General features: G+C 65.7%; 21 protein-coding genes. 10 read left to right on the forward strand and 11 right to left on the reverse strand.

Annotation, left to right across the window (positions count from 1 at the left end; genetic code table 11):
* Window positions 1-2: 2 nt before the first annotated feature.
* Genes ACHFB9_RS16420 through ACHFB9_RS16430 form a run of 3 tightly spaced genes read right to left on the reverse strand, consistent with a single transcriptional unit; the run spans window position 3 to window position 3,100 of the window.
* The gene (locus ACHFB9_RS16420; protein ID WP_417068581.1) at window positions 3-1,094 is read right to left on the reverse strand and encodes an ABC transporter permease; all 1,092 of its coding nucleotides are present in this window, start codon (window positions 1,092-1,094) and stop codon (window positions 3-5) included.
* On the reverse strand, window positions 1,081-2,637 hold the full coding sequence (locus ACHFB9_RS16425) for an ABC transporter ATP-binding protein (RefSeq protein WP_417068582.1): 1,557 nt from the start codon (window positions 2,635-2,637) through the stop codon (window positions 1,081-1,083). The genes ACHFB9_RS16420 and ACHFB9_RS16425 overlap by 14 nt, the downstream gene beginning before the upstream one ends.
* A 52-nt stretch (window positions 2,638-2,689) precedes the next feature.
* Entirely contained in the window at window positions 2,690-3,100 is a 411-nt protein-coding gene (locus tag ACHFB9_RS16430) for an XdhC family protein (RefSeq protein WP_417068583.1), read from the reverse strand.
* 590 nt (window positions 3,101-3,690) lie between these two features.
* Here ACHFB9_RS16430 and ACHFB9_RS16435 point away from each other — a divergent pair.
* Window positions 3,691-4,770, forward strand: coding sequence for a BMP family ABC transporter substrate-binding protein (locus tag ACHFB9_RS16435; RefSeq protein WP_417068585.1), 1,080 nt, complete (start codon window positions 3,691-3,693; stop codon window positions 4,768-4,770).
* 73 nt (window positions 4,771-4,843) lie between these two features.
* Here the strand turns inward: ACHFB9_RS16435 and ACHFB9_RS16440 are convergent, their stop codons facing one another.
* The 5 genes from ACHFB9_RS16440 to ACHFB9_RS16460 form a co-directional block, all read right to left on the reverse strand.
* Window positions 4,844-5,494 (reverse strand): cysteine hydrolase family protein, encoded by a 651-nt coding sequence (locus tag ACHFB9_RS16440; protein WP_417068587.1) that lies wholly within the window; start codon window positions 5,492-5,494, stop codon window positions 4,844-4,846.
* A gap of 48 nt (window positions 5,495-5,542) precedes the next feature.
* Window positions 5,543-6,682: a type IV pilus twitching motility protein PilT gene (locus ACHFB9_RS16445; RefSeq protein ID WP_417068589.1), complete on the reverse strand. Its 1,140-nt coding sequence runs from the start codon at window positions 6,680-6,682 to the stop codon at window positions 5,543-5,545.
* A gap of 72 nt (window positions 6,683-6,754) precedes the next feature.
* Window positions 6,755-7,441 (reverse strand): SDR family NAD(P)-dependent oxidoreductase, encoded by a 687-nt coding sequence (locus ACHFB9_RS16450; protein WP_417068591.1) that lies wholly within the window; start codon window positions 7,439-7,441, stop codon window positions 6,755-6,757.
* Window positions 7,438-7,761: a divalent-cation tolerance protein CutA gene (gene cutA / locus ACHFB9_RS16455; RefSeq protein ID WP_417068592.1), complete on the reverse strand. Its 324-nt coding sequence runs from the start codon at window positions 7,759-7,761 to the stop codon at window positions 7,438-7,440. Before cutA ends, ACHFB9_RS16450 begins: the two co-directional genes overlap by 4 nt.
* A 13-nt stretch (window positions 7,762-7,774) precedes the next feature.
* A complete protein-coding gene (locus tag ACHFB9_RS16460; RefSeq protein ID WP_417068594.1) occupies window positions 7,775-8,371 on the reverse strand; it encodes an ATP-dependent Clp protease proteolytic subunit in 597 nt (198 codons plus the stop codon).
* 375 nt (window positions 8,372-8,746) lie between these two features.
* Here ACHFB9_RS16460 and ACHFB9_RS16465 point away from each other — a divergent pair, with 375 nt between their 5' ends.
* From ACHFB9_RS16465 to rbsD, 6 genes are read left to right on the forward strand one after another with little or no spacing between them, the layout of a single operon-like run.
* Entirely contained in the window at window positions 8,747-9,694 is a 948-nt protein-coding gene (locus ACHFB9_RS16465) for a sugar ABC transporter substrate-binding protein (RefSeq protein WP_417068596.1), read from the forward strand.
* A gap of 50 nt (window positions 9,695-9,744) precedes the next feature.
* Window positions 9,745-11,292: a sugar ABC transporter ATP-binding protein gene (locus ACHFB9_RS16470; RefSeq protein WP_417068597.1), complete on the forward strand. Its 1,548-nt coding sequence runs from the start codon at window positions 9,745-9,747 to the stop codon at window positions 11,290-11,292.
* Between the two features lie 7 nt (window positions 11,293-11,299).
* On the forward strand, window positions 11,300-12,277 hold the full coding sequence (locus tag ACHFB9_RS16475) for an ABC transporter permease (RefSeq protein WP_417068598.1): 978 nt from the start codon (window positions 11,300-11,302) through the stop codon (window positions 12,275-12,277).
* Window positions 12,278-12,302: 25 nt separating this feature from the next.
* Window positions 12,303-13,310 (forward strand): LacI family DNA-binding transcriptional regulator, encoded by a 1,008-nt coding sequence (locus ACHFB9_RS16480; protein WP_417068600.1) that lies wholly within the window; start codon window positions 12,303-12,305, stop codon window positions 13,308-13,310.
* A 6-nt stretch (window positions 13,311-13,316) separates the two neighbouring features.
* Window positions 13,317-14,252: a ribokinase gene (gene rbsK / locus ACHFB9_RS16485; RefSeq protein ID WP_417068602.1), complete on the forward strand. Its 936-nt coding sequence runs from the start codon at window positions 13,317-13,319 to the stop codon at window positions 14,250-14,252.
* Window positions 14,249-14,644, forward strand: coding sequence for a D-ribose pyranase (gene rbsD, locus ACHFB9_RS16490; RefSeq protein WP_417068603.1), 396 nt, complete (start codon window positions 14,249-14,251; stop codon window positions 14,642-14,644). Before rbsK ends, rbsD begins: the two co-directional genes overlap by 4 nt.
* Before the next feature lie 16 nt (window positions 14,645-14,660).
* Here the strand turns inward: rbsD and ACHFB9_RS16495 are convergent, their stop codons facing one another.
* Window positions 14,661-15,395: a DUF4124 domain-containing protein gene (locus ACHFB9_RS16495; RefSeq protein ID WP_417068604.1), complete on the reverse strand. Its 735-nt coding sequence runs from the start codon at window positions 15,393-15,395 to the stop codon at window positions 14,661-14,663.
* 219 nt (window positions 15,396-15,614) lie between these two features.
* On the reverse strand, window positions 15,615-17,084 hold the full coding sequence (locus tag ACHFB9_RS16500) for a histidine kinase N-terminal 7TM domain-containing protein (protein ID WP_417068605.1): 1,470 nt from the start codon (window positions 17,082-17,084) through the stop codon (window positions 15,615-15,617).
* Between the two features lie 105 nt (window positions 17,085-17,189).
* Here ACHFB9_RS16500 and ACHFB9_RS16505 point away from each other — a divergent pair, with 105 nt between their 5' ends.
* A complete protein-coding gene (locus ACHFB9_RS16505; protein WP_417068606.1) occupies window positions 17,190-17,582 on the forward strand; it encodes a hypothetical protein in 393 nt (130 codons plus the stop codon).
* A gap of 29 nt (window positions 17,583-17,611) precedes the next feature.
* Here ACHFB9_RS16505 and ACHFB9_RS16510 read toward each other — a convergent pair whose 3' ends face one another.
* Window positions 17,612-18,361, reverse strand: coding sequence for a TerC family protein (locus ACHFB9_RS16510; RefSeq protein WP_417068607.1), 750 nt, complete (start codon window positions 18,359-18,361; stop codon window positions 17,612-17,614).
* A 141-nt stretch (window positions 18,362-18,502) separates the two neighbouring features.
* Between ACHFB9_RS16510 and parC the strand changes: the two genes are divergently transcribed.
* Both parC and ACHFB9_RS16520 read left to right on the forward strand, forming a co-directional pair.
* Window positions 18,503-20,872: a DNA topoisomerase IV subunit A gene (gene parC, locus ACHFB9_RS16515; protein WP_417068608.1), complete on the forward strand. Its 2,370-nt coding sequence runs from the start codon at window positions 18,503-18,505 to the stop codon at window positions 20,870-20,872.
* Window positions 20,873-20,882: 10 nt separating this feature from the next.
* Window positions 20,883-22,652, forward strand: a complete 1,770-nt coding sequence (locus ACHFB9_RS16520; RefSeq protein ID WP_417068609.1) for a TIM-barrel domain-containing protein — start codon at window positions 20,883-20,885, stop codon at window positions 22,650-22,652.
* Window positions 22,653-22,696 lie beyond the last annotated feature (44 nt).

Here is a 22,696-nt window from a genome sequence, read left to right on the forward strand (position 1 = left end):
CGTCATTCTCCTTGGCTCGCCGCACCGGCGGCTTTGAGCGGAACTCGGCGCTTGAACCGAAAGTCGATCAGCACATCGGTCGCGAGCAGGAAGAACAGCAACATGCCCTGGAAGATCCCAGTGATCGCGGCGGGAAGCTGCAGCGACACCTGGGCCGCTTCGCCGCCCAGATAGATCAGGGCCATCAGCAGGCCGGAGAACACGATACCGATCGGGTGAAGCCGGCCGATCCAGGCCACGATGATCGCCGCATAGCCGTAACCCGGCGAGATGTTCAGGTTCAGCTGCCCGACCGGGCCGGCCACTTCGCCGACCCCGGCCAGCCCTGCGGTCAGTCCGGACAGGATCAGACTGAGCCAGATCGTCCGGCGCGCGGGGAAGCCCGCATAGCGCGCGGCCTGAGGCGCGAGACCGCCAACGTTGAGCTGGTAGGCGAGGAAGCTGCGGCTGACAAAGAGCCAGAACGCGGCAACGATCGTCAGCGTGATGAAGATCGACACATTGACCCTGAGCCCTTCGAAGAGCATCGGGAAGAGCGCCGAATCGCCGAACATGACCGACTGCGGGAAATTCTGGCCCGCCGGATCGCGCCACGGGTCGCTGACCAGCCAGGCGAGCAGGAAGTCGGCGACATAGGCGAGCATCAGCGTCGTCAGCGTTTCCTCGGCATTGAAGTGGGTCTTCAGCCAGGCCGGCAGCGCGCCCCACAGGGCTCCGCCGAACGCGCCAGTGACCACCATCGCCGGCAACACCCACCAGGCATCGATCCCGTTGCAGGCAATCGCAACGCCGCCCCCGAAGATCGCACCCATGATCAGCTGCCCTTCGGCGCCGATATTGTAGATGCGCGCCCGGAAGCCGATCGCGAGGCCTTCGGCGATCAGGATCAGCGGAGAGGCCTTGACCATCAGCTCGCTCCAGCCGTTCGCATCGGCCAGAGGCTCGACGAAGAACACGCGGAAAGCGTCGAAAGGCTGCTTGCCGAGCGCGACGAACAGCAGGCCGGCCGAGACCAGGGTCAGCGCGATCGCGATCAACGGAGAGGCGAGCTTCATCGCCAGCGACGGATTCGCGCGCGGTTCAAGCCTCAGCATCGCCCGCCTCCTGCGCATCGAGAAGGCCACCCATCTTCAAACCGATCGCCTCGATGTCGGTCTCGTCGCGGGGCACGGCCTCGGACAGCCGGCCGGCGGAAAGCACCGCGATCCGGTCGCATATCTCGAACAACTCTTCCAGCTCCTCGGAAATGACCAGCACGCCAACCCCCTGGCGCGAAAGATCGATCAGGGTCTGGCGCAGGAAAGCCGAGGCGCCGACATCGACGCCCCAGGTCGGTTGGGCGACGATCATCGCGCGCGGCTCCTGCATGATCTCGCGGCCGACGATGAACTTCTGCAGGTTGCCGCCCGACAGGCTGCGCGCGGCCGCCTGCGGACCGCGGCAACGCACATCGAAGCGCTCTATGCAGCGCGCGGCGAACGCCCGGGCGGCGCCGAAGCGCAGCAGGCCGTGGCGTTTGAGTCCCTTGCGGTGGGCGGTCAGAATCGTGTTCGCGGTCAGGGACATCGCCGGGACCGCACCGCGACCCAATCTTTCCTCGGGAACGAAGGCGAGGCCCATATCGCGCCGACGGCCGGCGTCGAGATGGCCGACCGGAACGCCGTCGAGCAGAATCGCCCCCTCTGCCGAGCGCTGCTCCCCGGACAGCGCCGCCAGCAGTTCAGCCTGGCCGTTGCCGGAAATACCGGCGATGCCGACCAGCTCGCCGCGTTTCACCTGCAGGTGGATTTCGTGCAGAGCCGTGCCGAATGCGTCATCGGTCGCGAGCGACAACGAACGCACTTCGAGCGCGACCCCCTCTTCCCCGGCGTAGGCGGGTGCGCAGCAGTGCGGCAGCTCACGCCCTATCATCATCCGCGCGAGGCTCGCCGAACTCTCGCAGCGCGGATCGGCTTCGCCGGCCACGCGGCCATCGCGCATCACGGTTGCCCGTTCGCAGAGCTCGCGGATCTCGTCGAGCTTGTGGCTGATGTAGAGGATGGACACGCCTTCGCTGGCGAGCTGGCGCAGGGTTCCGAAGAGTTTGCGCACGGCCTGGGGCGTCAGCACCGAAGTCGGCTCATCGAGGATCAGGAGCTGGGGGTTTTGCAGCAGGCAACGGACGATCTCGACGCGCTGGCGCTCGCCGACCGACAGGCTGTGCACGAGGCGCCACGGATCGAGCGGCAGGCCATAGCGTCGGGAGACGTGCTCGACCCGCTCGGCCAGCGCTTCCAGGTCGAACTTGCCGTCCAGCACCAGCGCGATGTTCTCGACAACCGACAGCGTCTCAAACAGCGAGAAATGCTGGAAGACCATGCCGATGCCCAGCGCGCGCGCGGCGGCCGGGTTGGCGATCGTGATCTGCTTGCCATTCCAGAGGATTTCGCCGGCGTCGGCCTGAACCGCACCGTAGATGACCTTCATCAGCGTGCTCTTGCCGGCGCCGTTCTCGCCGAGCACGGCGTGGATTTCGCCGGGCCGCACGCGGAGACTGACTCCGTCGTTGGCGACGACGCCGGGATAGCGTTTGGTGATGCCAAAGAGCTCGATGCGCGCATCGCTGTGCGAGGCGCGCTCAGGGGGGGATGAATTCATCGTCTGGATACGCAAGATCGGGGCTGCACCCCCGAAAGGTGCGATGGTAACTTCATTCGGGACATTCCGCGTCAAGAGTGAGCCGCCACTCCGACTCATCGTCGCCGTCGCGGCAGACGCGGAGCAGATGGGAGCCCCGCGCGACCGCTTCGGCTCGGCCGCGCCAGAGCAGGGCCTTGTCGGCATCGATGCGCTCGAAGAGCAAGCGCACAGCACCGGCGCCGGGGCCCAGCACGAAGCGCGTCTGTCTCTTTCTGAAACCTTGTTCGAGCAGAGCGCGCGCGATCGCCATCGCCTCCCATTCGAGGTGAGCGCCTCCCAGAGAGCCGCAACAGCCATGGGTGGCCACCAACATCGCCTCCTGCTGTTCGCAGCAAGCAAGCCCTTCCCGCGGAATCAGGCTGACCAGCATCAACGCGCCGTGACGGGCGAGCCATTCCGGCAGCCTCTGCAACCATTGCATCGCGCCTCCTCGTGGAATCGGCGGCATCGCAGGATCGCCGACCGGAACCCGACATCCGGGAACCCGGCAAAACTTAACACAGCCGGTCAGGCCATCACCCCAGCGGGAATGGATCCGGAGTATCGGTCAAAACGAATGAACAGGCGGACGAATGAAGGGCGCAGATGAACAAACGCCGGAAGACGTTTACACGTCATCCGGCGCAAGGGGGGGAGTCGGAGCGCGGTCAGGCCGCGCTCTTTCAGTCTTCGCTCATTTCGCTGAGCAGCTTTTCGGCGAGGTCATCGACATCGTTGCGCTTGGGCATCGCTGCGAAGATTACGGCCGGAACGATCAGGGCAAGCATCATCATGGGGGGAGTTCTCTCTGTCGCTTCTTTGTTGAAAGCAGTCTATCCAGATCCTTGATTTTTCACATGAAAACATTTGGATTGAAGCAAAAGAGAAATTGATGGCCCGGCAAGCCCTGCGCCGCTTATGGCCGGGATATGCCGGCAAGGATGGCCCGCCACCTTCCGGCTTGATAAAGTCCCCCCCTTGCGCCGTCACCAAGAGTTCGGGCGGCGTCTCATTCCTCCAGGAGAACCATCGATGATCATGTCCCGCATCAAGATGCTGGCAGCCGGCGCCACCCTCGCGCTCGGCGTTGCTGGCGCAGCCACTGCGGCCGATCCGCTGCAGGCCGGCTTCGTCTATATCGGCCCGACCGGCGACCACGGCTGGACCTACTCGCACGACGTCGGCCGCAAGGCGGTCGAAGCCAAGCAAGGCTCCAAGGTCAAGACGATAGGCGTCGAGAACATCCCCGAGACGGCCGACTCCGAACGCGTCTTCCGCGATCTCGCCAGCAAGGGTTACAAGGTCATCTTCGGCACTTCGTTCGGCTACATGAACCAGATGGAGAAGGTCGCCCGCGCCTTCCCGAAGACCGTGTTCATGCACTCGACCGGCTACAAGACCGGCAAGAATCTGGGCACCTACGATGTCCGCACCTATGAAGGCGCCTACATGCTGGGGGTCGTGGCCGGCAAGCAGACCAAGAGCGGCAAGCTCGGCGTGGTCGGCTCGATCGCGATCCCCGAAGTGATCCGCAACATCAACGCCTTCACGGTCGGCGCGCGCAGCGTCAATCCGAAGGTCACGACCCGCGTGATCTGGGTGAACAGCTGGTTCAACCCGGGCAAGGAACGTGAAGCGGCTCTGGCCCTGATCGCCCAGGGCGCCGACGTGCTGATGCAGAACACCGACTCCCCCGCCGTCGCCCAGACCGCGAAGGAAAAAGGCGTCTATGGCTTCGGCTGGGATTCGGACATGACGAAATTCGGCGGCAAGTCGCAGCTCGCGGCTTCGGTGCTGAACTGGGGCATCATCTACAACGAGACGATAGACAAGGTCGCCGCCGGCACCTGGAAGCCGACCCAGATCTGGTACGGCGTCAAGGAAGGCGCGGTCAACATCGACAACTTCGGCCCGGCGGTTCCGGCCGCGGTCAAGAAGCTGGCCGAAGAGCGCCGCGACGCGATCAAGGCCGGCAAACTCCACCCCTTCACCGGCCCGCTGAAGGATCAATCCGGCAAGCTCTTCCTGGCCGCCGGCAAGACGATGTCCGACGACGATCTGCACAAGTTCAACTTCTACGTCGAAGGCGTCGAAGGCAGCATCCCGAAGTGAGCGTCCGCGCTTCCGGAGAACAAAAACGCCCGGCATGCCGGGCGTTTTTCATTTCAAAACCCAAAACCCGAAATCACAACGCCAGATCGGCCCTCACCTGCGCCCCGGCGTCCCGCCAGCCGCGTGCCAACTCATCGATGCTCTTGCCGCTCTCGGTCGCGATCGCTTCGCGATACAGCGTCACCTTGTAGCCGCGGTTCAAGGCGCCGCGCGTCGTCGCATTGACGCAGTACGCCGCATCGAGGCCAGTGATCATCAGACGGTCCACCTGATGTTCGCGCAGGAAGGCATCGAACTCGGCGTTGGAGAAGGAGTCGGGCCGGTGTTTGACGAAGGTCCGGTCCGCGGCGCTCTGCGCGAGGCGGCGGTCCAGCTGGGCTCCCGGTGTTCCGGGCGCATTGATGTGATCGAACATCGTCGCGATCAGAAAATTATCGATCTCGTTGCGGATGAAGACGACGAGATCGCCTCTCGCCCTCGCCTGGGCAATCAGCGCATTGGACGCCGTAACGATTTTGTCCCCGTCCCGATAACGCTTTCTGGCCTGCGGTCCCGTGTAGTCCTGCTGGATGTCGATGACGACCAGCGCGGCGCGGGGAGACGGATAGGATGCGATTCGCTCTCCACGGCTCGGACGGACGAAGAGGAACATCGCGGCGAAGAACAGGACCGCGATCAACGCAATCGCCACGCCGATCCAGATAAAGAACGCCTTCGCCGTCATCGCGATGCCTCCTTCTGCCTGTTGGTAAGCGGACGCAAAACCATCGTCTCAGCGCTTGCAGGTCTCGGAGGCGAACTGCACGAGATCGGTGCTGGCCTTGCGCGCATCCTCGACATTGATCCGTTTGGCTTTCAGAAGCAGCGCGAGATCCGAATTCATCGTATGCGAACCCGATCCGGGCTGGGTGTTGAGCTTGTCGAGCAGGGGCCGAATACCGCCGACATTGCGCGACGCGATCAGCGCCTTCGCCTCGGTTTCCGGAGTCAGACACTCGGTCGCCAGGTAGTAGGAGTCGCCCTTCAGCGACGGAATCAGGGCCTGACAGATCACTCCACGCAGCGAACTGGCCAGGGTCTGGGCCTGGGCGTCGCTGTTGCCGAGCAGTCTCAGCATCTTCTGCAACCCCAGTTCGAGCGAGCGCGCATGCAGCGTCGCGAACACCAGAGGGCCCGACTCGGACAGCGCCAGCGCTTCGAGCGCGGTCTGGGCGTCGCGGATCTCGCCGATCAGGATCACGTCGGGCCGCTCGCGCAGCGCATCGAGCGCACCCAGGTAATAGCTCTCGACGTCACCATCGGCGCCGACTTCGCGCTGGGTGATGATGCAGTGACGCTGAGGAATCAGCGTCTCGACCGGGTCTTCGATCGTAATGATGTGACCGGAGCGGGTCTTGTTGATCTCGTCGAGCAGCGATGCGATCGTCGTCGACTTGCCCTGGCAGGTGTCACCGATGATCAGAACGAGACCGCTGGTGAGCTTCGCGAAGTCCTGAATCGACTCGCGCACGCCCAGGTCTTCGAGCGGCATCGGTTCGGTCGGAAAGCGGCGGATCACACAGCCGAGGCGCTTGCGACCCTGGAAGGTGAAGCAGTTGACGCGGATCCGCGCGCTATAGAGATCCTTCGAGCGATCGAAGGCGCGCACCTGGATGCGCTCCTCCCAGTTCGGCTCGATGACCTCGAAGAACTCTTCGAGCTCTTCGCCGGTGATCGGCGTATCGGACACCGCAACCAGCCGCTTGGGCTGACGCAGCATCAGCGGGCTGTTCTGGTGAATGATGATGTCGCTGAACACGATGTCCGAATCGAGCAGAAAGAGGATCTGCTCGACCAGCGTACCCAGCGCGGGATAATCCGCTCGCTCGGCCAGCGAGAGCGTCTCTATCATCGAATAGCTGTGGTTATCCATTAGCCTTGTCTTTCGAATCCCAGAAACAGTAGCTGTACATAATAACAGTAGTCAACAACCCGGGGAAGGATGTCAGCGGTAGTTGACGCCGTTGTTCATGTCGACGACTTCGCCGTTGATATAGACAGGAGCATCGGTCGCCAGCCACAGAATTGCGTCGGCGACTTCTTCGGCGCTGCAAAAACGCTGACTGATCGTCGCGCTCTTGAGCCGCGCTTTGCGGGCCTCGGGGATGCTCTTCATCATGTCGGTGTCGACCGGACCAGGCGCCACCGAATTCGCGATCACGCCGCGCGCGCCATGGCTTCGGGCGATCGAACGCATCGCATTGATCAGCCCCGCTTTCGAGATCCCGTACCAGATGTCCGGGTGACCGATCTGGCCCGCAACCGAAGCGACACTGACGATTCGGCCACCGCCCACTGCTGCCATCCGGTCGGCCAGATCGACGCTCGCGCGCACCGCCGAGATCAGGTTGATATCGAGGATTTCCTGGATGTGCTCGCGGCCGTAATCCGCCGCTGCCCGGGTGTTCATGATCCCGGCGTTGTTGACGAAGACGTCCGGCACGCCGATCTGGTCGAGGACGGCCTTCAGCGACTCATAGTCGGCCACATCGACTTTCCACGCCGTGATGCCGGCCGGCGGCGTCTCCAGCCCGGAGCGCGACAAGACGTGGACCTCGAAACCCCGGGCCACCAGCCTCTTCGCGACTTCAAAGCCGATGCCGCGATTGCCGCCGGTGATGATCGCTTTCATTCCCTTTTCTCCGTGCATTCGTTCTCTATCCATTCGCCATAGGCGGCCGAAACGTGCTCCAGCGCGAAAGCGTGGATCGCCGGCAGCGCATAGGAGTGCCGGGCCCGGATCGCGGCTTCGACGGCCGCGTAATACGCGTCCAGAGTCTTGAAAAGAATCCTGAACTCGGACTCGTGCTGCAGCTCGCCCTGCCAGCGGTAGAAGCTCTCGATCTCCGAGATCTGCGCACAGGCGGCGAGACCTTGCTCGACGAGGCTGGCCGCCATCGCCCTCGCCTCGTCGCGCGTCGCGACGGTCGTGACGACCGCAATCGCTTTCATCGAAGCCTCGCGCTCAGAGTTCCTTCTGGTTCTCGATGATCCGCGACACGATTCCGTATTCGATCGCTTCCTCGGCGCTCATCCAGTGATCGCGCTCGATGTCGGCCATCACGGTCTCCAGCGGCTTGCCGGTCTGGCGCGCGACGACCTTCGCGATGCGCTCGCGCATCCGGATGATCTCCCTGGCCTGGATCGCGATGTCCGAGGCCTGACCGCCCGTGCCGCCCGCGGGCTGGTGGATCATGAAACGGGTGTTGGGCAGGCACAGCCGTCTTTCCTTGGGCGGCGCGAGGAAGATGTGCGAACCGGCGCTGGCGACCCAGCCCGTGCCGAGCGTCGTGACCGGCGCGCGGACGAAACGGATCATGTCGTGGATCGCATCGCCCGATTCAACGTGGCCGCCCGGAGAGGAAATCAGCACCGTGATTGGCGCGTCGGAATCCTCGGACAGGGCCAGAAGCCGCTTGCAGGTCGCCTGGGCCAGCGCATCGGTGATCTCGCCGAAAATCAGCACGAAGCGCGACTTGAAGGACAGCTGCTCTTCGATCCGGTCGCCGGCGTCATTCTTGGCCGCCTTGTCTTCGCCCTTGCTTGCCAATTCCAGATTCATCAGCTTTCCCCGAAACGTGTGAAGGTAAAAGAGCGATTGTCACCCATTACCCGGCATCGGGGCCAGTGCGCACGAAGCAGCAGGCGAACTTCAGACGCCGCCTCACCGGCTCGCCGACATCGAGGAGGATCAGGAGCGCGCGTTGCGCTGCGCGGACGCCAACCTCGGCACGCTCGTCGAAAACAACGGCGCCCGGATCCGCGCCGGGAACCGCCCTCCGGGGGGGGAGCACAGCGTCCTTAAAAAAATGCTTGCATTGCCCGAAGCTTGGCCTAAACTTCCACGCAAACGATTGCGCAATCGTTTGCCTCACCAAAAACAAAGCGCAGAGGACGGGGAGAACCCCGCTAGATTGAGACCAAAGGAGAACATCAGATGACTTACCGTCGCACCGCACTCAAATCGATGATCCTGCTGGCGGCCGCCCTCGCGCTGCCCGGAGGACAGGCTTTGGCCGCCGACAGCAAACCCAAGGTCGCGCTGGTGATGAAGTCGCTCGCCAACGAGTTCTTCCAGACCATGCAGGACGGGGCCAAAGCGCACCAGAAGGCCCACGCCGCGCAATACACGCTGATCGCGAACGGGATCAAGGACGAGACCGACACCGCGGCCCAGATCAAGATCATTCAGCAGATGATGGTCGAACGGGTCAATGTCCTTGTGCTGGCCCCGGCCGACTCGAAGGCGCTGGTTCCTGTCGTCAAGGAAGCCATCGACAAGGGCATTCTGGTCGTCAACATCGACAACAAGCTCGATGACACCGCGTTGCGCGAAAAAGGCATCGTCGTGCCCTTCGTCGGGCCGGACAACCGCGTCGGCGCGAAGCTGGTCGGCGACTACCTCGCCAAGCAACTGAAGAAGGGCGACAAGGTCGGCATCCTTGAGGGCGTGTCGACGACAACCAATGCCCAGCAGCGCACCGCGGGCTTCCAGGATGCGATGAAGGCGGCTGGCGCGAAGGTGGTCAGCGTGCAGTCGGGTCAATGGGAGATGGACAAGGGCAACATGGTCGCCAGCGCGATGCTGCGCGAGTTCCCGGACCTGAAGGCGCTGCTCTGCGGCAATGACAACATGGCGCTCGGCGCGGTCGCGGCGGTGAAGACCGCCGGCAAGGCCGGCAAGGTCAAGGTTGTCGGCTACGACAACATCTCGGCGATCAAGCCGATGCTGGCCGACGGACGGGTTCTGGCGACCGCCGATCAGTTCGCGGCCAAGCAGGCCGTGTTCGGCATCGAGACCGCGCTGAAGGCGCTGGCCGCGAAGACGCCGCAAAAGTCGCTGCCCGGCAAGGTGCAAACCCCGGTCACCCTGATCACGAAGTAAACGCTGCAGCAGGGTGCCGGCCTGCGCCGGCCCCCTGCGCGGAGTCGCCCATGTCCCAACCTCCCCTGCTCCGCGGTATCGGGCTCGGCAAGCGTTATGCCGCGCCGGTGCTCAGCGATGTGAGCTTTGAACTCCATGCGGGCGAAGTGCTCGCACTGACCGGCGAGAACGGCGCCGGCAAAAGCACGCTGTCCAAGATCATCGCCGGGCTGATCCCGCCCAGCGAAGGCAGCCTGCAACTCAATGGCAGCGACTACCAGCCGGGTTCTCGCGTCGACGCCGAACGCCAGGGCGTGCGGATGGTGCTGCAGGAACTGAGCCTGGTTCCCACGCTGACGGTCGCCGAGAACCTGCTGCTCGACCACCTGCCGAGGCGGGCCGGCTTCATCCGTCGCGACGCGCTCAATGCCGCGGCCGCCAAACAGATGGCAACGATAGGCCTTGCCGACATCGACCCGCGCACGCCGGTCGGTGATCTGGGGGTGGGCCATCAGCAGATGGTCGAAATCGCGCGCAGCCTGATCGGCGAATGCCGCCTGCTGATCCTCGACGAACCGACGGCGACGCTGACCAGCCGCGAGATCGAACACCTGTTCCGCCAGATCGCCGCGCTCAAGGCCCGCGGAGTCGGCATCATCTATATCTCGCACCGGCTCGACGAAGTGCAACAGATCGCCGACCGGGTCATGGTCCTGCGCGACGGCCGTCACATCGACACCCGTCCCCGGCAGGATCTGAACCAGGACGACATCGTCCGCCTGATGGTCGGCCGCGACGTCCGCGAAGAGCTCGATCGTCCGCGCCGCGCCGCCGGAAGCGCCGCGCTGAGCGTCCGCGGACTGGGCCGCGGCAAGGTGGTCCGCGATGTCGATTTCACGCTCTACCGCGGCGAAATCCTCGGCGTCGCCGGCCTGGTCGGTTCGGGCCGCACCGAGCTGCTGCGGCTGATCTACGGGGCCGACCGCGCCGACCGCGGCGAGATCCGGCTCGGTGAGCCGGACAGCGCGCCGGTGCACATCAGCTCCCCAATGAGCGCGGTCCGCCACGGCATCGGCCTCGTCACCGAAGACCGCAAAGCCCAGGGCTTGATGCTGCCGCTGGCGATCCGGATCAACGCGACGCTGGCGAACGTGCGCGCGATCTCGCGCCACGGCTGGCTCGAACTGGGCCGCGAGCGGGAGCAGGTCGAAGGCCTGCGCGCTCTGCTCGGCGTGCGCAGCCAGTCGATCGAACAACCCGTCGGCGAACTCTCGGGCGGCAACCAGCAAAAAGTCGTGTTCGCACGCTGGCTGCACCGCGACTGCTCGGTGCTGCTGCTCGACGAACCCACGCGGGGCGTCGACATCGGCGCCCGGGCCGACATCTATGCCCAGCTCGACCGTCTGACCGACGCCGGCAAGGCCTTGCTGATGGTCTCCAGCGACCTGCGCGAGCTGATGTCGGTCTGCGACCGGATCGCGGTGATGAGCGCCGGTCGCCTGGTCCGCATCTTCGAACGCGGCGAGTGGGATCAGCACGCTCTGCTCGAAGCCGCTTTCAGCGGCTACAGCGGCCATGCCCCTTCCGCACCCACTGAACCCCTTGCCACGCCAGTCTGAGGCCAGCATGTCCACTACCGAAAACACCACCGCCCGTGCCGCGCTCCGCGGCAGCCTGGGCAACTACGTCGGCCTGATCGTCGCGCTGCTGCTGATGATCGCGCTGTTCAGCTCGCTCAGCGAGTACTTCCTGTCGATGAGCACCTTCATCACGATCGCCAACGACATCCCGGCGATCGCGGTCACCGCGGTCGGCATGACCTTCGTGCTGATCATCGCCGGCATCGACCTTTCGGTCGGCTCGGTGATGGCGCTGGCCAGCGCCACGGCCGGAATCGCGATGCTGCAGTGGCACTGGGGCCTGTTCCCGGCAATGCTGGTCGCGATGGGCACCGGGCTCGCGGCGGGCGCGCTCAACGGCCTGATCTCGGTGGGCTGGCGCCTGCCCTCCTTCATCGTCACGCTGGGCATGCTCGAAGTCGCGCGCGGCTCGGCCTACATCGCGACGAATTCGCGAACCCAGTACATCGGCAGCGCGATCGACTGGCTCTCGGCCCCGCTCTTCGGGGGCGTCTCCCCGGCCTTCGTGATCGCGATCCTGATCGTGATCGCGGCGCAGATCGTGCTGACCCGCTCGGTGTTCGGTCGCTACATGATCGGAATCGGCACGAACGAGGAAGCGATGCGGCTGGCCGGCGTCGATCCGCGGCCGATCAAGATCGCGGTGTTTGCGATCCTCGGCACGCTGGCCGGACTGGCCGGGATCTTCCAGGCCTCCAGGCTGGAGGCGGCCGATCCGAACGCCGGCATAGGCGCCGAGCTGGTCGTGATCGCCTCCGTGGTCATCGGCGGCACGAGCCTGATGGGCGGACGCGGCTCGGTCTTCGCGACCTTCTTCGGCGTGCTGATCATCTCGGTGCTGGAGGCGGGCCTGGCCCAGGTCGGAGCCAGCGAGCCGACAAAACGTATCATCACCGGTTGCGTCATCATCGTCGCGGTAGTCCTCGACATGGTGCGCGAGCGGCGCAGCCGCCGCACCGCCTAGTTCAAACCGGAAGAAGACACAGGAAATGGCCAATATCAAGGATGTCGCGCAGCGTGCAGGCGTTTCGGTCACCACCGTCTCGCATGCGCTGAACGGCACCCGCTTCGTCAGCGACGATGCCCGGCTGCGCGTGCAGTCCGCGGTGCGCGAGCTCGCCTATGTACCGAGCGCAGTCGCGCGCAGCCTCAAGCAGAACAGCACGCGCACGTTAGGGATGATCATCCCGGACAACTCCAACCCCTATTTCGCCGAGATCATCCGCGGGGTCGAGCACTGCTGTTTCACGGCCGGATACAACCTGATCCTGTGCAATTCCGACAGCGAACTGGCACGCCAGAGCGCCAACCTGAGGGTGCTCGCCGAAAAACGCATCGACGGGCTGATCTTCGTCGCCGCCGGCAAGGATCCCGAGCTCGGCGAACGCCTTGAAGCCCTGCACCTGCCCCTGGTCCTCGTCGACCGCGAAGTGCCCGGTCTCGACTGCGATCTGGTCGAAGTCGACCACGCGGCCGGCAGCGAGCTGGCGACCCGCCATCTGCTCGGACTGGGCCACCCCTTCGTTGCCTGCATCAGCGGCCCCGCCAATCTTTCGCCCAGCACCCAGCGCCGCGCCGGCTGGAAGCGGGCTCTGGCCGCCGCCGGTCTCTCCCGCCGGGAGGGCGACGTGGTGCGAGGCGACTTCACCAGCGCAGGCGGCTACCAGGCCATGAAGACGCTGCTGGCGCGTCCCGTCCGCCCCAGTGCCGTATTCGTCTGCAACGACCTGATGGCGATCGGCGCGCTCTGCGCGGCGCACGAAGCCGGGCTGCAGCTGCCCAAGGATCTGTCGATTGTCGGCTTCGACGACATCGCTCTGGCCGCCTACACCTACCCTCCGCTGACGACGGTCGCCCAACCCAAACAGGCGATCGGAACCGCCGCGGCCGCAATGCTGCTCGAGCGCATCGGCGATCCGCGCAGCGAATCCCGGCGCCAGATCCTTCAACCCGAGCTGCGCGTGCGCCAGAGCACCGCGGCCTTCACTCCAGGCTGAACCACCATGACCGCCAGCATTCCGACCTCCGGCCCGATCGTCGTGATCGGCAGCCTCAACATGGACCTGGTGATGCGCACCGCACGCATCCCCAACGCGGGAGAGACGCTGCGCGGTCACGGCTTTGACACGCTGCCGGGCGGCAAAGGCGCGAACCAGGCCGTGGCCTGCGCCCGCCTCGGAGGCCAGGTGGCGATGATCGGACGCGTCGGAATCGACGCCTTCGGACGCGCACTGCGCGACGCTCTGGCCGCCGACGGCATAGACGTCGAACGGGTCGAGGACACCGGAGAAGCCGCCACCGGCGTCGCGATGATCCTGGTCGAAGACATCGGCGAGAACCGCATCGTGCTCGCGCCGGGCGCCAACGGCCGGCTGGACGCCGCCGACATCGAGCGAAGCCGGCCCCTGATCGAGGAGGCCGCGTTGCTGGTGCTCCAGCTCGAAGTCCCTCTGGACACGGTCTGCGCCGCGATCGCAATCGCCCGGCAAGCCGGCGTTCCGGTTTTGCTCAACCCCGCGCCGGCCAGCGTTCTGCCCGATGCGCTGTACTCCAGCATCGACCTGCTGGTGCCCAACGAAAGCGAAGCGACGCTGCTGACCGGCATCAAAGTCTGCGACCCGGCCAGCGCCGAAGAGGCCGCGCGGAGTCTGCTCGCGCGCGGAGTCCGCGGCGTGCTGATCACGCTCGGCGCCCAGGGTGTGCTGATCGCCGATGCTGACGGTTACCGCCACCTGCCCGCCCGTGTTGTTCAGGCCGTCGACAGCACGGCAGCGGGCGATACCTTTGTCGGCGGGCTGGCCGTCGGTCTGACCGAAGGACTGTCGCTCGACGAAGCGGCGGCCCTGGGCCAGGCCGCCAGCGCCATCTGCGTCACCCGCGCCGGCGCGCAACCCTCGATTCCCCAACGCGGGGAGCTCACTCAGTGGAGTCCGAAATGAAACGCACAGCGCTGTTGCATGCCGAAATCTCCGACACCATCGCCCGGCTGGGCCATGGCGATCTGCTCGTGATCGGCGATGCCGGATTGCCGATCCCGCCCGGACCGCGCCGGATCGACCTGGCGCTGACCGCGAACATCCCGCGCTTCATCGACGTGCTGCGCATCGTGCTCAGCGAGATGCAGGTCGAGGCGGCGATCCTCGCCAGCGAGATCGACGATCGCAACCCTCTTCTGCACAAAGAGATCCTGACGCTGCTGCCCGATTCTCCGATCGAGCAGATCTCGCACGAAGACTTCAAGGCGCAGACCGCCCGGTCCCGCGCAATGATCCGCACCGGCGAATTCTCGCCCTACGCCAACATCATCCTGCGCGCCGGCGTCGTGTTCTGAACCGGCCGGCTCGCGATCAGCGGCAGCTCAGACTGCCGCCTTCGAGCCGGCAGCTCTGCCCCGAGGCCGACGTGTAGCCAGAACCGTGCCGCTCGTAGCGATGACCTCGCGTGTCCCAGCAGGCCGACTCGTCGCAGCGGGCCGTCTCGTGCCGTGAGGTTTCGCGCCGCTTCTCGCCCTCGATCCGCTCACGCTCCTGGGCGGAAGCGGCGATCGAATGCGTGTCGCGCACCGTGGCCCGCGCCGCCTCCCTGTCGCTCGCCAGCGTGCGATCCTGATCGCGGATGCCGTTCTGTATCCGTTCCCAGTCTTCACGGGTGTAGTTCGTGTCCTCGCGCGAACAGGCACGGGCGCGACGCACTTCGGCGAGAAGGAAGGCTTTTGACTTCGGATCGAGTGTGATGCTGGTCGCCCGGGTTTCAAGGTTGGCGATGTCCCGCTCGGACGGACAGACCTTGGCCGGGTTCCTCGCCGACGCGGGCGAAGGGCTCTGGGCGGTCTCCGCCCGGCGCGGGCGGGTGCCGCTCGCGGAGTCGCCCGCCTCGGACGCCGGGGTCGGCAGGATGCCCGCGGAGGCCGGAGAAGCATTGACCGAACGGGCGCTTTGACTCGCCGCGCAGGGCGTGTCCGAGTAGCTCGACCTGCCGCGCGCATCGGTGCATTTCCAGACGCCCGCCTGAACCGGCCCCAGAACAACGAGCAGCGCCAGCGCGCAGAGCTGGCGGATCGCGATCCGCGTTTGGGTTTTCATCTTTTGCAGCCCTTTCCTGAAAAACGGATCGTTTGAATCGGCGGCGCGACGGCGAATCCGGCGGCTCATGCCGATAACGGGCCGGACAGCGAAACGATGACCAGAACGAAACAGATGCACAAACCGTGAATTGGTCTTCAAGCCGGCTAGCTGGTCGCGGCGAACTGCTCTGCCGGGCCCTGCTCGCCGCGCCGCTCGTCTGCGCGATCGGGCTGCTGCTCAGGCGCAGCTGAGCTCGCGAGCGCCCCCGATCTCCGGCCGCCCTCCGCGCTTTTCCTCGTACATCGCCTCGTCGGCGCGCTGCATCGCGGCGGAAATCCCTCCGGAATGCCCGGCCTGCGCCGAGCCGAACGCGGCCGAAAGCCCGGGCTGGGCAGAGAACCTCGCCCTGAGCCTTTCCTCGACGCACGCGAGCTGAGCGGCATCGCAGCGCTGCAGCAGCACGAGGAACTCGTCGCCGCCCATCCGCGCCGCGATGTCGGCGCTGCGCACCGACTCGTTGATCGCCTGTGCCGCGCAGCGGATCAGTTCATCGCCGCGCTGATGCCCGTCCGCATCATTGACCGCCTTGAGTCCGTTCAAGTCGATCGCGATGAACCCGAGCGGATAGTCGTCCGCCCCCAGACGGCCAAGCTCCTCGTTCAGATAAGCGCGGTTGTAGAGCCCGGTCAGCGCATCATGAAAGCTCAGCTGGCGCAGACGGCGTTCGAGCGCCTTGCGTTCGGTCGTCTCGTAAAAGGCCAGAGTCCAGCCCAGTCGGCGCGGCAACCGGCTCAGGCTGACCGAGAACTCCCGCCCTCCGTGCTGGATCTCGATACGCCGGAAGGACTGGCCAAGCGCCGGGAAGGCGGAGACCGGGATCTGTGGCACGAAGCGGGAAAGCGGCTCGCCGAGCGGATCGAGGTGCTCGTTTCCGAAGCAGGACAGCCAGGCGGCGTTGTAGTCGGTCAGGCAGAGCTTCGCATCGAGCACCGCGAAACCGGACTCGTGCTCTTCGAACAGGGTCTCCCGCGCCACCGGGCTCAGCGAGAACAGCCTGAGCCGGTAGAGGCCCAGCGCAAAGAGCGGTCCGGAAACCGCGAGGATCAGCGGCAGCGGATCGAAGGGACTGAGGCGGAGCAGATAGGAGAAGAGACCGAAAAAGGGCAGCAGCGTGGTCAGCGCCAGGCAGATCAGCCCCGCACTCCGGTGCCGCTCCGCGCGCAGGACCAGCCGGAACATCACGAAGCAGGCAACGAAGCTGAACGCATAGTGCAGCACGATCTGCGCCCAATAGACCGGTCCCGGAGTGATGTCGAGCAGCGCGTAGCCTCCGCGATGGGCGATCGTAACCGCGGCGTAGAAGTAACCGGAATCCATCCAGCGCAGCAGGCTCATCGCCGCCGGGATCAACCACAGCCCGCGCATCCAGCACGCCAGCGGCCGGTTTCCGCCGGCCATGACCAGAGCGAAGAGGCAGGAGGAAGCAGTGATGAAGGGGATGCCCAGGTACTGGATCCGCGACCAGAACAGCATGTCCGGAAGGCCAGTCGAGAGCAGTTCCAGGGCATAGCCGAACTGGTAGACCGCGATGCTGACGAGCAGCACGCAGGCCTGAACCGAGCCGCGAAAGCGCCGGTTCAGCGACAGCAGCGCCAGCGCGAGCAGCAGCGACGAGGATGACAGCAGGACGGGGACGATGGGATGCATGGGCGGCTGATTCTAGCAATGGCCCGGCGAAGAGGATCCGCCTGACACATTCACACGACACTTCGGGGCGATGATCTGGCAGCCGACCCGTTTCCTGGAGGAAAAATGAACCTTGTTCTCGCACTCGCCGCGCTCTTTGCGCTGTTCACCGCATCAGCCCACTTCTTCTTCGGCAGCCCCCGCATCACCCGTGCGGTTCAGGCTTCAGACCTCGACGCCAGGATCAAGCTCGTCCTCGACGCGGTCTGGCACATGGCCTCCGTCGCGCTGTTCCTGTCGGTGCCGGCCTTCTTCTTCGGCGCTCTGCCCAGCCACGCCCGCGACGCGCGCCCCCTCGTGCTTTTCCTGTCGCTGCTGTGGTGCACGTTCGGCGCGGTCTTCCTCGTGACGATCTTTACCCAGGCCGATCGCAGCAAACTCTTCAAGCTGCCTCAGTGGATCCTGTTGCTGCCCATCGGCCTTCTCGGCTTCTTGGGCAGCTTCGCGTCGCCCATCTGATCCCGCCCCCGGCACGGGGCGGGGGCTGCTCACTCGCTCAGTTCCTTGCGCAGATGCACCGGGGCGGCCATGCGTTTGCGCAGCCGGATGTTGACCATCTCGACCGCGACCGAGAAGGCCATCGAGAAGTAGATGTAGCCCTTGGGCACATGGGTGTCGAAGCCTTCGGCGATCAGCGTCACGCCGACCAGGACCAGAAAGGACAGCGCCAGCATCTTGATCGTCGGGTGCTCGTCGACAAAATCGCCGATCGGCTTGGCCGCGAACATCATCACGCCGACCGAGACGACGATCGCCGAGATCATCACCGACAGTTCGCTGACCAGGCCCACCGCGGTGATCACCGAGTCGAGCGAAAAGACGATATCGATGACCGCGATCTGCAGCAGCACCGAAACGAAAGCGGCCTTCGCGGCCCCCGCCGAGCGCTCTTCGCCCTCCCCTTCGAGCGAGCCGTGGATCTCGTGGACGCTCTTCCAGAGCAGGAAGAGGCCGCCGCCGATCAGGATCAGATCACGCCCCGAGATGCCCTGACCGATGAAGGGCGCAACGAAGATCGGCGCCTTCAGCTGCATGATCCAGGCCAGCGACGCGAGCAGGCCGATCCGCGTGAACATCGCAAGCAGCAGGCCCAGCCGGCGCGCGAGGTTGCGCCGCGCCTCATCGACCCGGCCGACCAGGATCGTGATGAAGATGATGTTATCCACGCCGAGCACGATCTCGAGCGCGGTCAGAGTCGCCAGGGCGATCCAGGCGTTGGGGTCGGCAAGCCAGCTCATTGAAATGATCCGTGATGTAAGGGGAAGGAGAGCATTATCCGCGAAGCGGGCACAAGCGGGGAATGGACAGGCATTGCCTGGCCGGGTTCCCGGCCAGGCTTGCGGCTACAATCCCGGAACTGACTTTCCGTAGCTGCCGCAATGACGCAAGACATTTCCGACCTGTTCGGCGCCGAAGAAGCGCCCGCCCCCGAAACCCCGGTCGAAGCCGTCCCGCCCCCCGAACCTCCGGCGCCGCCGACTCTGGACGAGCTGCCTGACGACCACCTGCCGATCGCCTCCTTCGCCGAGCGCGCCTATCTCGCCTATGCGATGAGCGTCGTGCGCGGCCGCGCGCTGCCCCAGGTCGAAGACGGGATGAAGCCGGTGCAGCGCCGCATCCTCTATGCGATGCACGAGATGCGGCTGGGCTCGGCGTCCAAACCGGTCAAGAGCGCCCGCGTCGTCGGCGACGTGATCGGCAAGCTGCACCCGCACGGCGACTCGGCCGTCTATGACGCGGCGGTGCGCCTCGCCCAGGACTTCACGCTGCGCTACCCGCTGATCGATGGCCAGGGCAACTTCGGCTCGCGCGACGGCGACGGCGCGGCGGCGATGCGTTACACGGAAATGAAGCTGACGCCGCTCGCCGAGCTTCTGCTCGGCGAGATCGACCGCGGCACCGTCGACTTCGTACCGAACTACGACGGCGCCTGGCTGGAGCCCAAGCTCTTTCCGGCCCGCCTGCCGATGCTGCTCCTCAATGGCGCGTCCGGCATCGCGGTCGGCATGGCGACCGAGTGTCTGCCCCACAACCTGCGCGAAGTCTCCGCGGCCGTCCAGCTCTTGATCAGGAAGCCCGACGCAAGCCTCGACGAAGTGATGGAGCACCTTCCCGGCCCCGATTTCCCCGGCGGCGGCCAGCTGATCTCATCGCCCCAGGTTCTGCGCGACGCCTATGCGGGCGGACGCGGCAGCCTCAGGATGAGGGCGCGCTGGCGCGTCGAACAGCTCGCCCGCGGAGCCTGGCGGATCATCGTCTATCAGCTGCCGCACGGAGTATCGGTCTCCCGCGTGCTCTCCGAGATCGAATCGCTGACCAATCCCCAGCCCAAGACCGGCAAGAAGGAAGTCTCGGCCGAAGAGAAGGCGACCAAAGCGCTGCTGCTGGGCGTGCTCGACACGACCCGCGACGAATCCTCGGACAAGGAAGCGGTGCGAATGGTGCTCGAACCGAAGAGCCGGACCCAGGATCCCGAAGAGCTGATGCGGATTCTGCTCGCCCACACTTCGCTCGAATCCTCGGTCTCGGTGAACATGACCGTGATCGGCCGCGACGGGCGCCCGGCCCAGAAAGGCCTGCTCGCGGTGCTGAACGAATGGATCAGCTTCCGCTTTGACACGGTCGCGAACCGGACCCGGCACCGCCTCGGCGAAGTCGACCGTCGCATCCACATCCTCGAAGGCCGCGCGATCGTCTGGCTGCACATCGACGAAGTGATCCGCGTGATCCGCGAAGCCGAAGAGCCGAAGGCCGATCTGATCGCGAAATTCGCGCTGTCCGAGACCCAGGCCGAGGACATCCTCGAAATCCGCTTGCGCCAGCTCGCCCGGCTCGAATACATCAAGATCGAAGCCGAACTCGCGGAACTGCGCGTCGAACGCGCGAAGCTCCTCGAGCTGCTCGAAGACCGCGCCGCGATGACCCGGCTCATCCTGAAAGAGATCAAGGACGATACCGCCAAGTTCGGCGACGAACGCCGCACCTTGATCGAAACCGCGCAGTCCGTCATTGCCTCCGATGCGCCGGTGCTCGACGAACCGGTCACCGTGATCCTGTCACGCAACGGCTGGGTGCGCACCCGTCAGGGGCTGGGCGTAGACCGCTCGGCGCTGACGTACAAATCGGGAGATGGCGAGTTCGCGGTCATCGAGACGCGCACGCCCTGGCCCCTGCTGATCCTCGACACCCAGGGCCGGGCCTACTCGGTCCGCATCCAGGATCTGCCCGGAGGGCGGGGCGATGGCGTGCCGATCACGACGCTGATCGATCTCGGAAATGGCGCACGCGTCGCCCAGGCGCTGTCCGGCGATCCGGCCGCCGAATACCTGTTCGCGAATTCGGGGAGCTACGGCTTCATCGCCAAGCTCAGCGAGCTCGCCGGTCGCAACCGGGCCGGCAAGGCCTTCATGAGCCTCGAAGACGGCGAGGAAGTGCTGAGCCCGGCGCCGTGTGCGGGCGAGTGGATCGCCGCCGCGTCGGCGAACGGCCGCCTGCTCTGGTTCCCGCGCGCCGAGATGAAGGTCATGGCGCGCGGCCGCGGTGTCATCGTGATGGGCCTCGACGACGGGGAAACCCTGGTCGGCGTCGCCTGCCCCGCCTCGCCTCAGGTCACGGTCTCGGGCACGGGCCGCGGCAACCGCGAGATCAGCATCGAGGTCAAGGGCGTAGCGCTTCAAGCCTGTCTGGGCAAGCGCGCTCGCAAGGGCTCGATTCTGACGCCCAAAATCAAGCCTTCTGGGCTGATTTGACCTTCCCGGGATGAGCGCGATGGAAACCGGCACGCTGCATTGGCAACGTGAAGGCAAAATCTGGACGCTGCAGCGCTACGCGACGCCCTTGCTGCGGATCAGCGGCAGGGAGCCGGTCGCCACAACCGCGGGCTGGCGGATCGCGCTCGCCGCTGGGGACTCGCTGCTCGCCGAACTCCCGCTTGCCCAGCACTGGTACGGTCAGGGCGCATTCATCCGTCAGGCTTTCCCGCTCGACCGGCTGAGCCTTCCGGTGAGTCCCTTGCAGACCTGGGACAACGGCCCGCAAGGCCACGGCTGCGTCCAGGAGGCGCTGTGGCTCGCCTCGAACGGCGTCGCGCTGTTCGCGCCGGAGCCGAGAGAGGCTCTGTCGGTCGGCATCAACCCGCGCGGCCCCAAACAGGAAGCCGAGTGGGTCGCAATGGATGCACGGACAGGCAGCATTCCGCCCGAGCTGGCCGCGCCCGCAGAGCGCCGTCTGGAGCTTCTGGCCAGCGAAGCGGTCGAGCTCGAGCTGCGGGTCGGCGAAGGCCTGGCCGGCGCTTTGCGCGCCGCGCTGCCCGCCATCGGCCATCCGGAGACGCTGCCGCCCGAGGCGCTGCTGAGCGCACCGACCTGGACGACCTGGGCGATGTACAAGTCCGACATCGACGAGAGTCGCGTGCTCGAACTCGCCCGCGCAATCCGCGCCCACGGCTATCCAGGCGCGACGCTGGAGATCGATGATCGCTGGCAACGCGCCTACGGCGACACGACCTTCGATCCGCTGCGCTTCCCCGATCCGGCCGGCCTCGTCGAAAAGCTCGCCGAGATGGGCTTCGCGACGACGTTATGGACGACTCCCTTCCTGGCTCCGGATTCCCTGAACGGCCGCGAGGCGGCGTCGCGGGGTTTCGTCCTCGCGGACAGCGAAGGCCGCCCGCAAAACGTGCGCTGGTGGCAGGGAGAAGCCTGGCTGCTCGACCTGAGCCAGAAAGCCGCACGCGCCTGGTGGGTGGACAAGCTCGCCGCGCTGCAGCGCGAGACTGGCATCGCCGGCTACAAGTTCGACGCTGGCGAAGCGAACTTCCTGCCCGCGAACGCCTTGCCTCGCGAGCCGATCGAAGCGAGCGCCTACAGCCATCTGTGGGCGCAGCTCGCCGCTCGTCATTTCCCTTACGGGGAGGCGCGCTGCGGCTGGCACAACCAGCGCGAGGCGATCCTCTTCCGCCAGTGGGACAAGTTCAGCACCTGGGGCGAGGACAACGGTCTCGCGTCGGTGATCACCGGCGCGCTGTCGCTGGGCCTCGTCGGCTATCCCTTCGTGCTGCCCGACATGATCGGCGGCAACGCCTATGGCAACAGCGTGTCGGCCGAACTGATGATCCGCTGGACCCAAGCCTGCGCACCGATGCTCGCGATCCAGTTCTCGATTCCGCCGTGGTCATTGGGTGACGATGCCGAGCGGATCTGCCGCGACTACGCAAACCTGCATGTCGAACTGGCGCCTCAACGCCTCGCCGCGGCACGACAGGCAGCGGTAGACGGCACGCCGCCCTTGAAGCCGATGGCCTGGGTCGCCGGCGCGGATGCCGACGCGCTCGCGATCGCCGACCAGTACCTCGTCGGTGACGACCTGCTCGTCGCACCGGTGCTGGTCGAAGGGGCGAGGTGCCGCGACATCTGGCTGCCGCCCGGGACATGGCGCGAGCAGCGGACCGGCAAGCAGTTCAGCGGCGGCTGGCTGCGCGAGCACCCCGCCCCGCTCGATCATCTGCCGCTGTTCTGGCGAATGAGCTGAGGCGGGGTCAAACTCCGCCATTCCATTAGAATGGAGCGCTCCGG

Origin of the sequence: Niveibacterium terrae (assembly GCF_048213115.1) — a bacterium.
Taxonomy (GTDB): domain Bacteria; phylum Pseudomonadota; class Gammaproteobacteria; order Burkholderiales; family Rhodocyclaceae; genus Niveibacterium; species Niveibacterium terrae.

Bases quoted from the DNA above. Each gene is read 5' to 3' on its own strand.
- ACHFB9_RS16450 (WP_417068591.1), bottom strand. From the start codon at position 7,441: ATGAAAGCGATCATCACCGGCGGCAATCGCGGCATCGGCTTTGAAGTC.
- ACHFB9_RS16475 (WP_417068598.1), top strand. From the start codon at position 11,300: ATGTCCACTACCGAAAACACCACCGCCCGTGCCGCGCTCCGCGGCAGC.
- ACHFB9_RS16460 (WP_417068594.1), bottom strand. From the start codon at position 8,371: ATGAATCTGGAATTGGCAAGCAAGGGCGAAGACAAGGCGGCCAAGAAT.
- ACHFB9_RS16430 (WP_417068583.1), bottom strand. From the start codon at position 3,100: ATGCAATGGTTGCAGAGGCTGCCGGAATGGCTCGCCCGTCACGGCGCG.
- ACHFB9_RS16465 (WP_417068596.1), top strand. From the start codon at position 8,747: ATGACTTACCGTCGCACCGCACTCAAATCGATGATCCTGCTGGCGGCC.
- ACHFB9_RS16495 (WP_417068604.1), bottom strand. From the start codon at position 15,395: ATGAAAACCCAAACGCGGATCGCGATCCGCCAGCTCTGCGCGCTGGCG.
- ACHFB9_RS16425 (WP_417068582.1), bottom strand. From the start codon at position 2,637: ATGAATTCATCCCCCCCTGAGCGCGCCTCGCACAGCGATGCGCGCATC.
- ACHFB9_RS16420 (WP_417068581.1), bottom strand. From the start codon at position 1,094: ATGCTGAGGCTTGAACCGCGCGCGAATCCGTCGCTGGCGATGAAGCTC.
- ACHFB9_RS16505 (WP_417068606.1), top strand. From the start codon at position 17,190: ATGAACCTTGTTCTCGCACTCGCCGCGCTCTTTGCGCTGTTCACCGCA.
- ACHFB9_RS16480 (WP_417068600.1), top strand. From the start codon at position 12,303: ATGGCCAATATCAAGGATGTCGCGCAGCGTGCAGGCGTTTCGGTCACC.
- ACHFB9_RS16520 (WP_417068609.1), top strand. From the start codon at position 20,883: ATGAGCGCGATGGAAACCGGCACGCTGCATTGGCAACGTGAAGGCAAA.
- cutA (WP_417068592.1), bottom strand. From the start codon at position 7,761: ATGAAAGCGATTGCGGTCGTCACGACCGTCGCGACGCGCGACGAGGCG.
- ACHFB9_RS16435 (WP_417068585.1), top strand. From the start codon at position 3,691: ATGATCATGTCCCGCATCAAGATGCTGGCAGCCGGCGCCACCCTCGCG.
- ACHFB9_RS16445 (WP_417068589.1), bottom strand. From the start codon at position 6,682: ATGGATAACCACAGCTATTCGATGATAGAGACGCTCTCGCTGGCCGAG.
- parC (WP_417068608.1), top strand. From the start codon at position 18,503: ATGACGCAAGACATTTCCGACCTGTTCGGCGCCGAAGAAGCGCCCGCC.
- ACHFB9_RS16510 (WP_417068607.1), bottom strand. From the start codon at position 18,361: ATGAGCTGGCTTGCCGACCCCAACGCCTGGATCGCCCTGGCGACTCTG.
- rbsK (WP_417068602.1), top strand. From the start codon at position 13,317: ATGACCGCCAGCATTCCGACCTCCGGCCCGATCGTCGTGATCGGCAGC.
- ACHFB9_RS16440 (WP_417068587.1), bottom strand. From the start codon at position 5,494: ATGACGGCGAAGGCGTTCTTTATCTGGATCGGCGTGGCGATTGCGTTG.
- rbsD (WP_417068603.1), top strand. From the start codon at position 14,249: ATGAAACGCACAGCGCTGTTGCATGCCGAAATCTCCGACACCATCGCC.
- ACHFB9_RS16500 (WP_417068605.1), bottom strand. From the start codon at position 17,084: ATGCATCCCATCGTCCCCGTCCTGCTGTCATCCTCGTCGCTGCTGCTC.
- ACHFB9_RS16470 (WP_417068597.1), top strand. From the start codon at position 9,745: ATGTCCCAACCTCCCCTGCTCCGCGGTATCGGGCTCGGCAAGCGTTAT.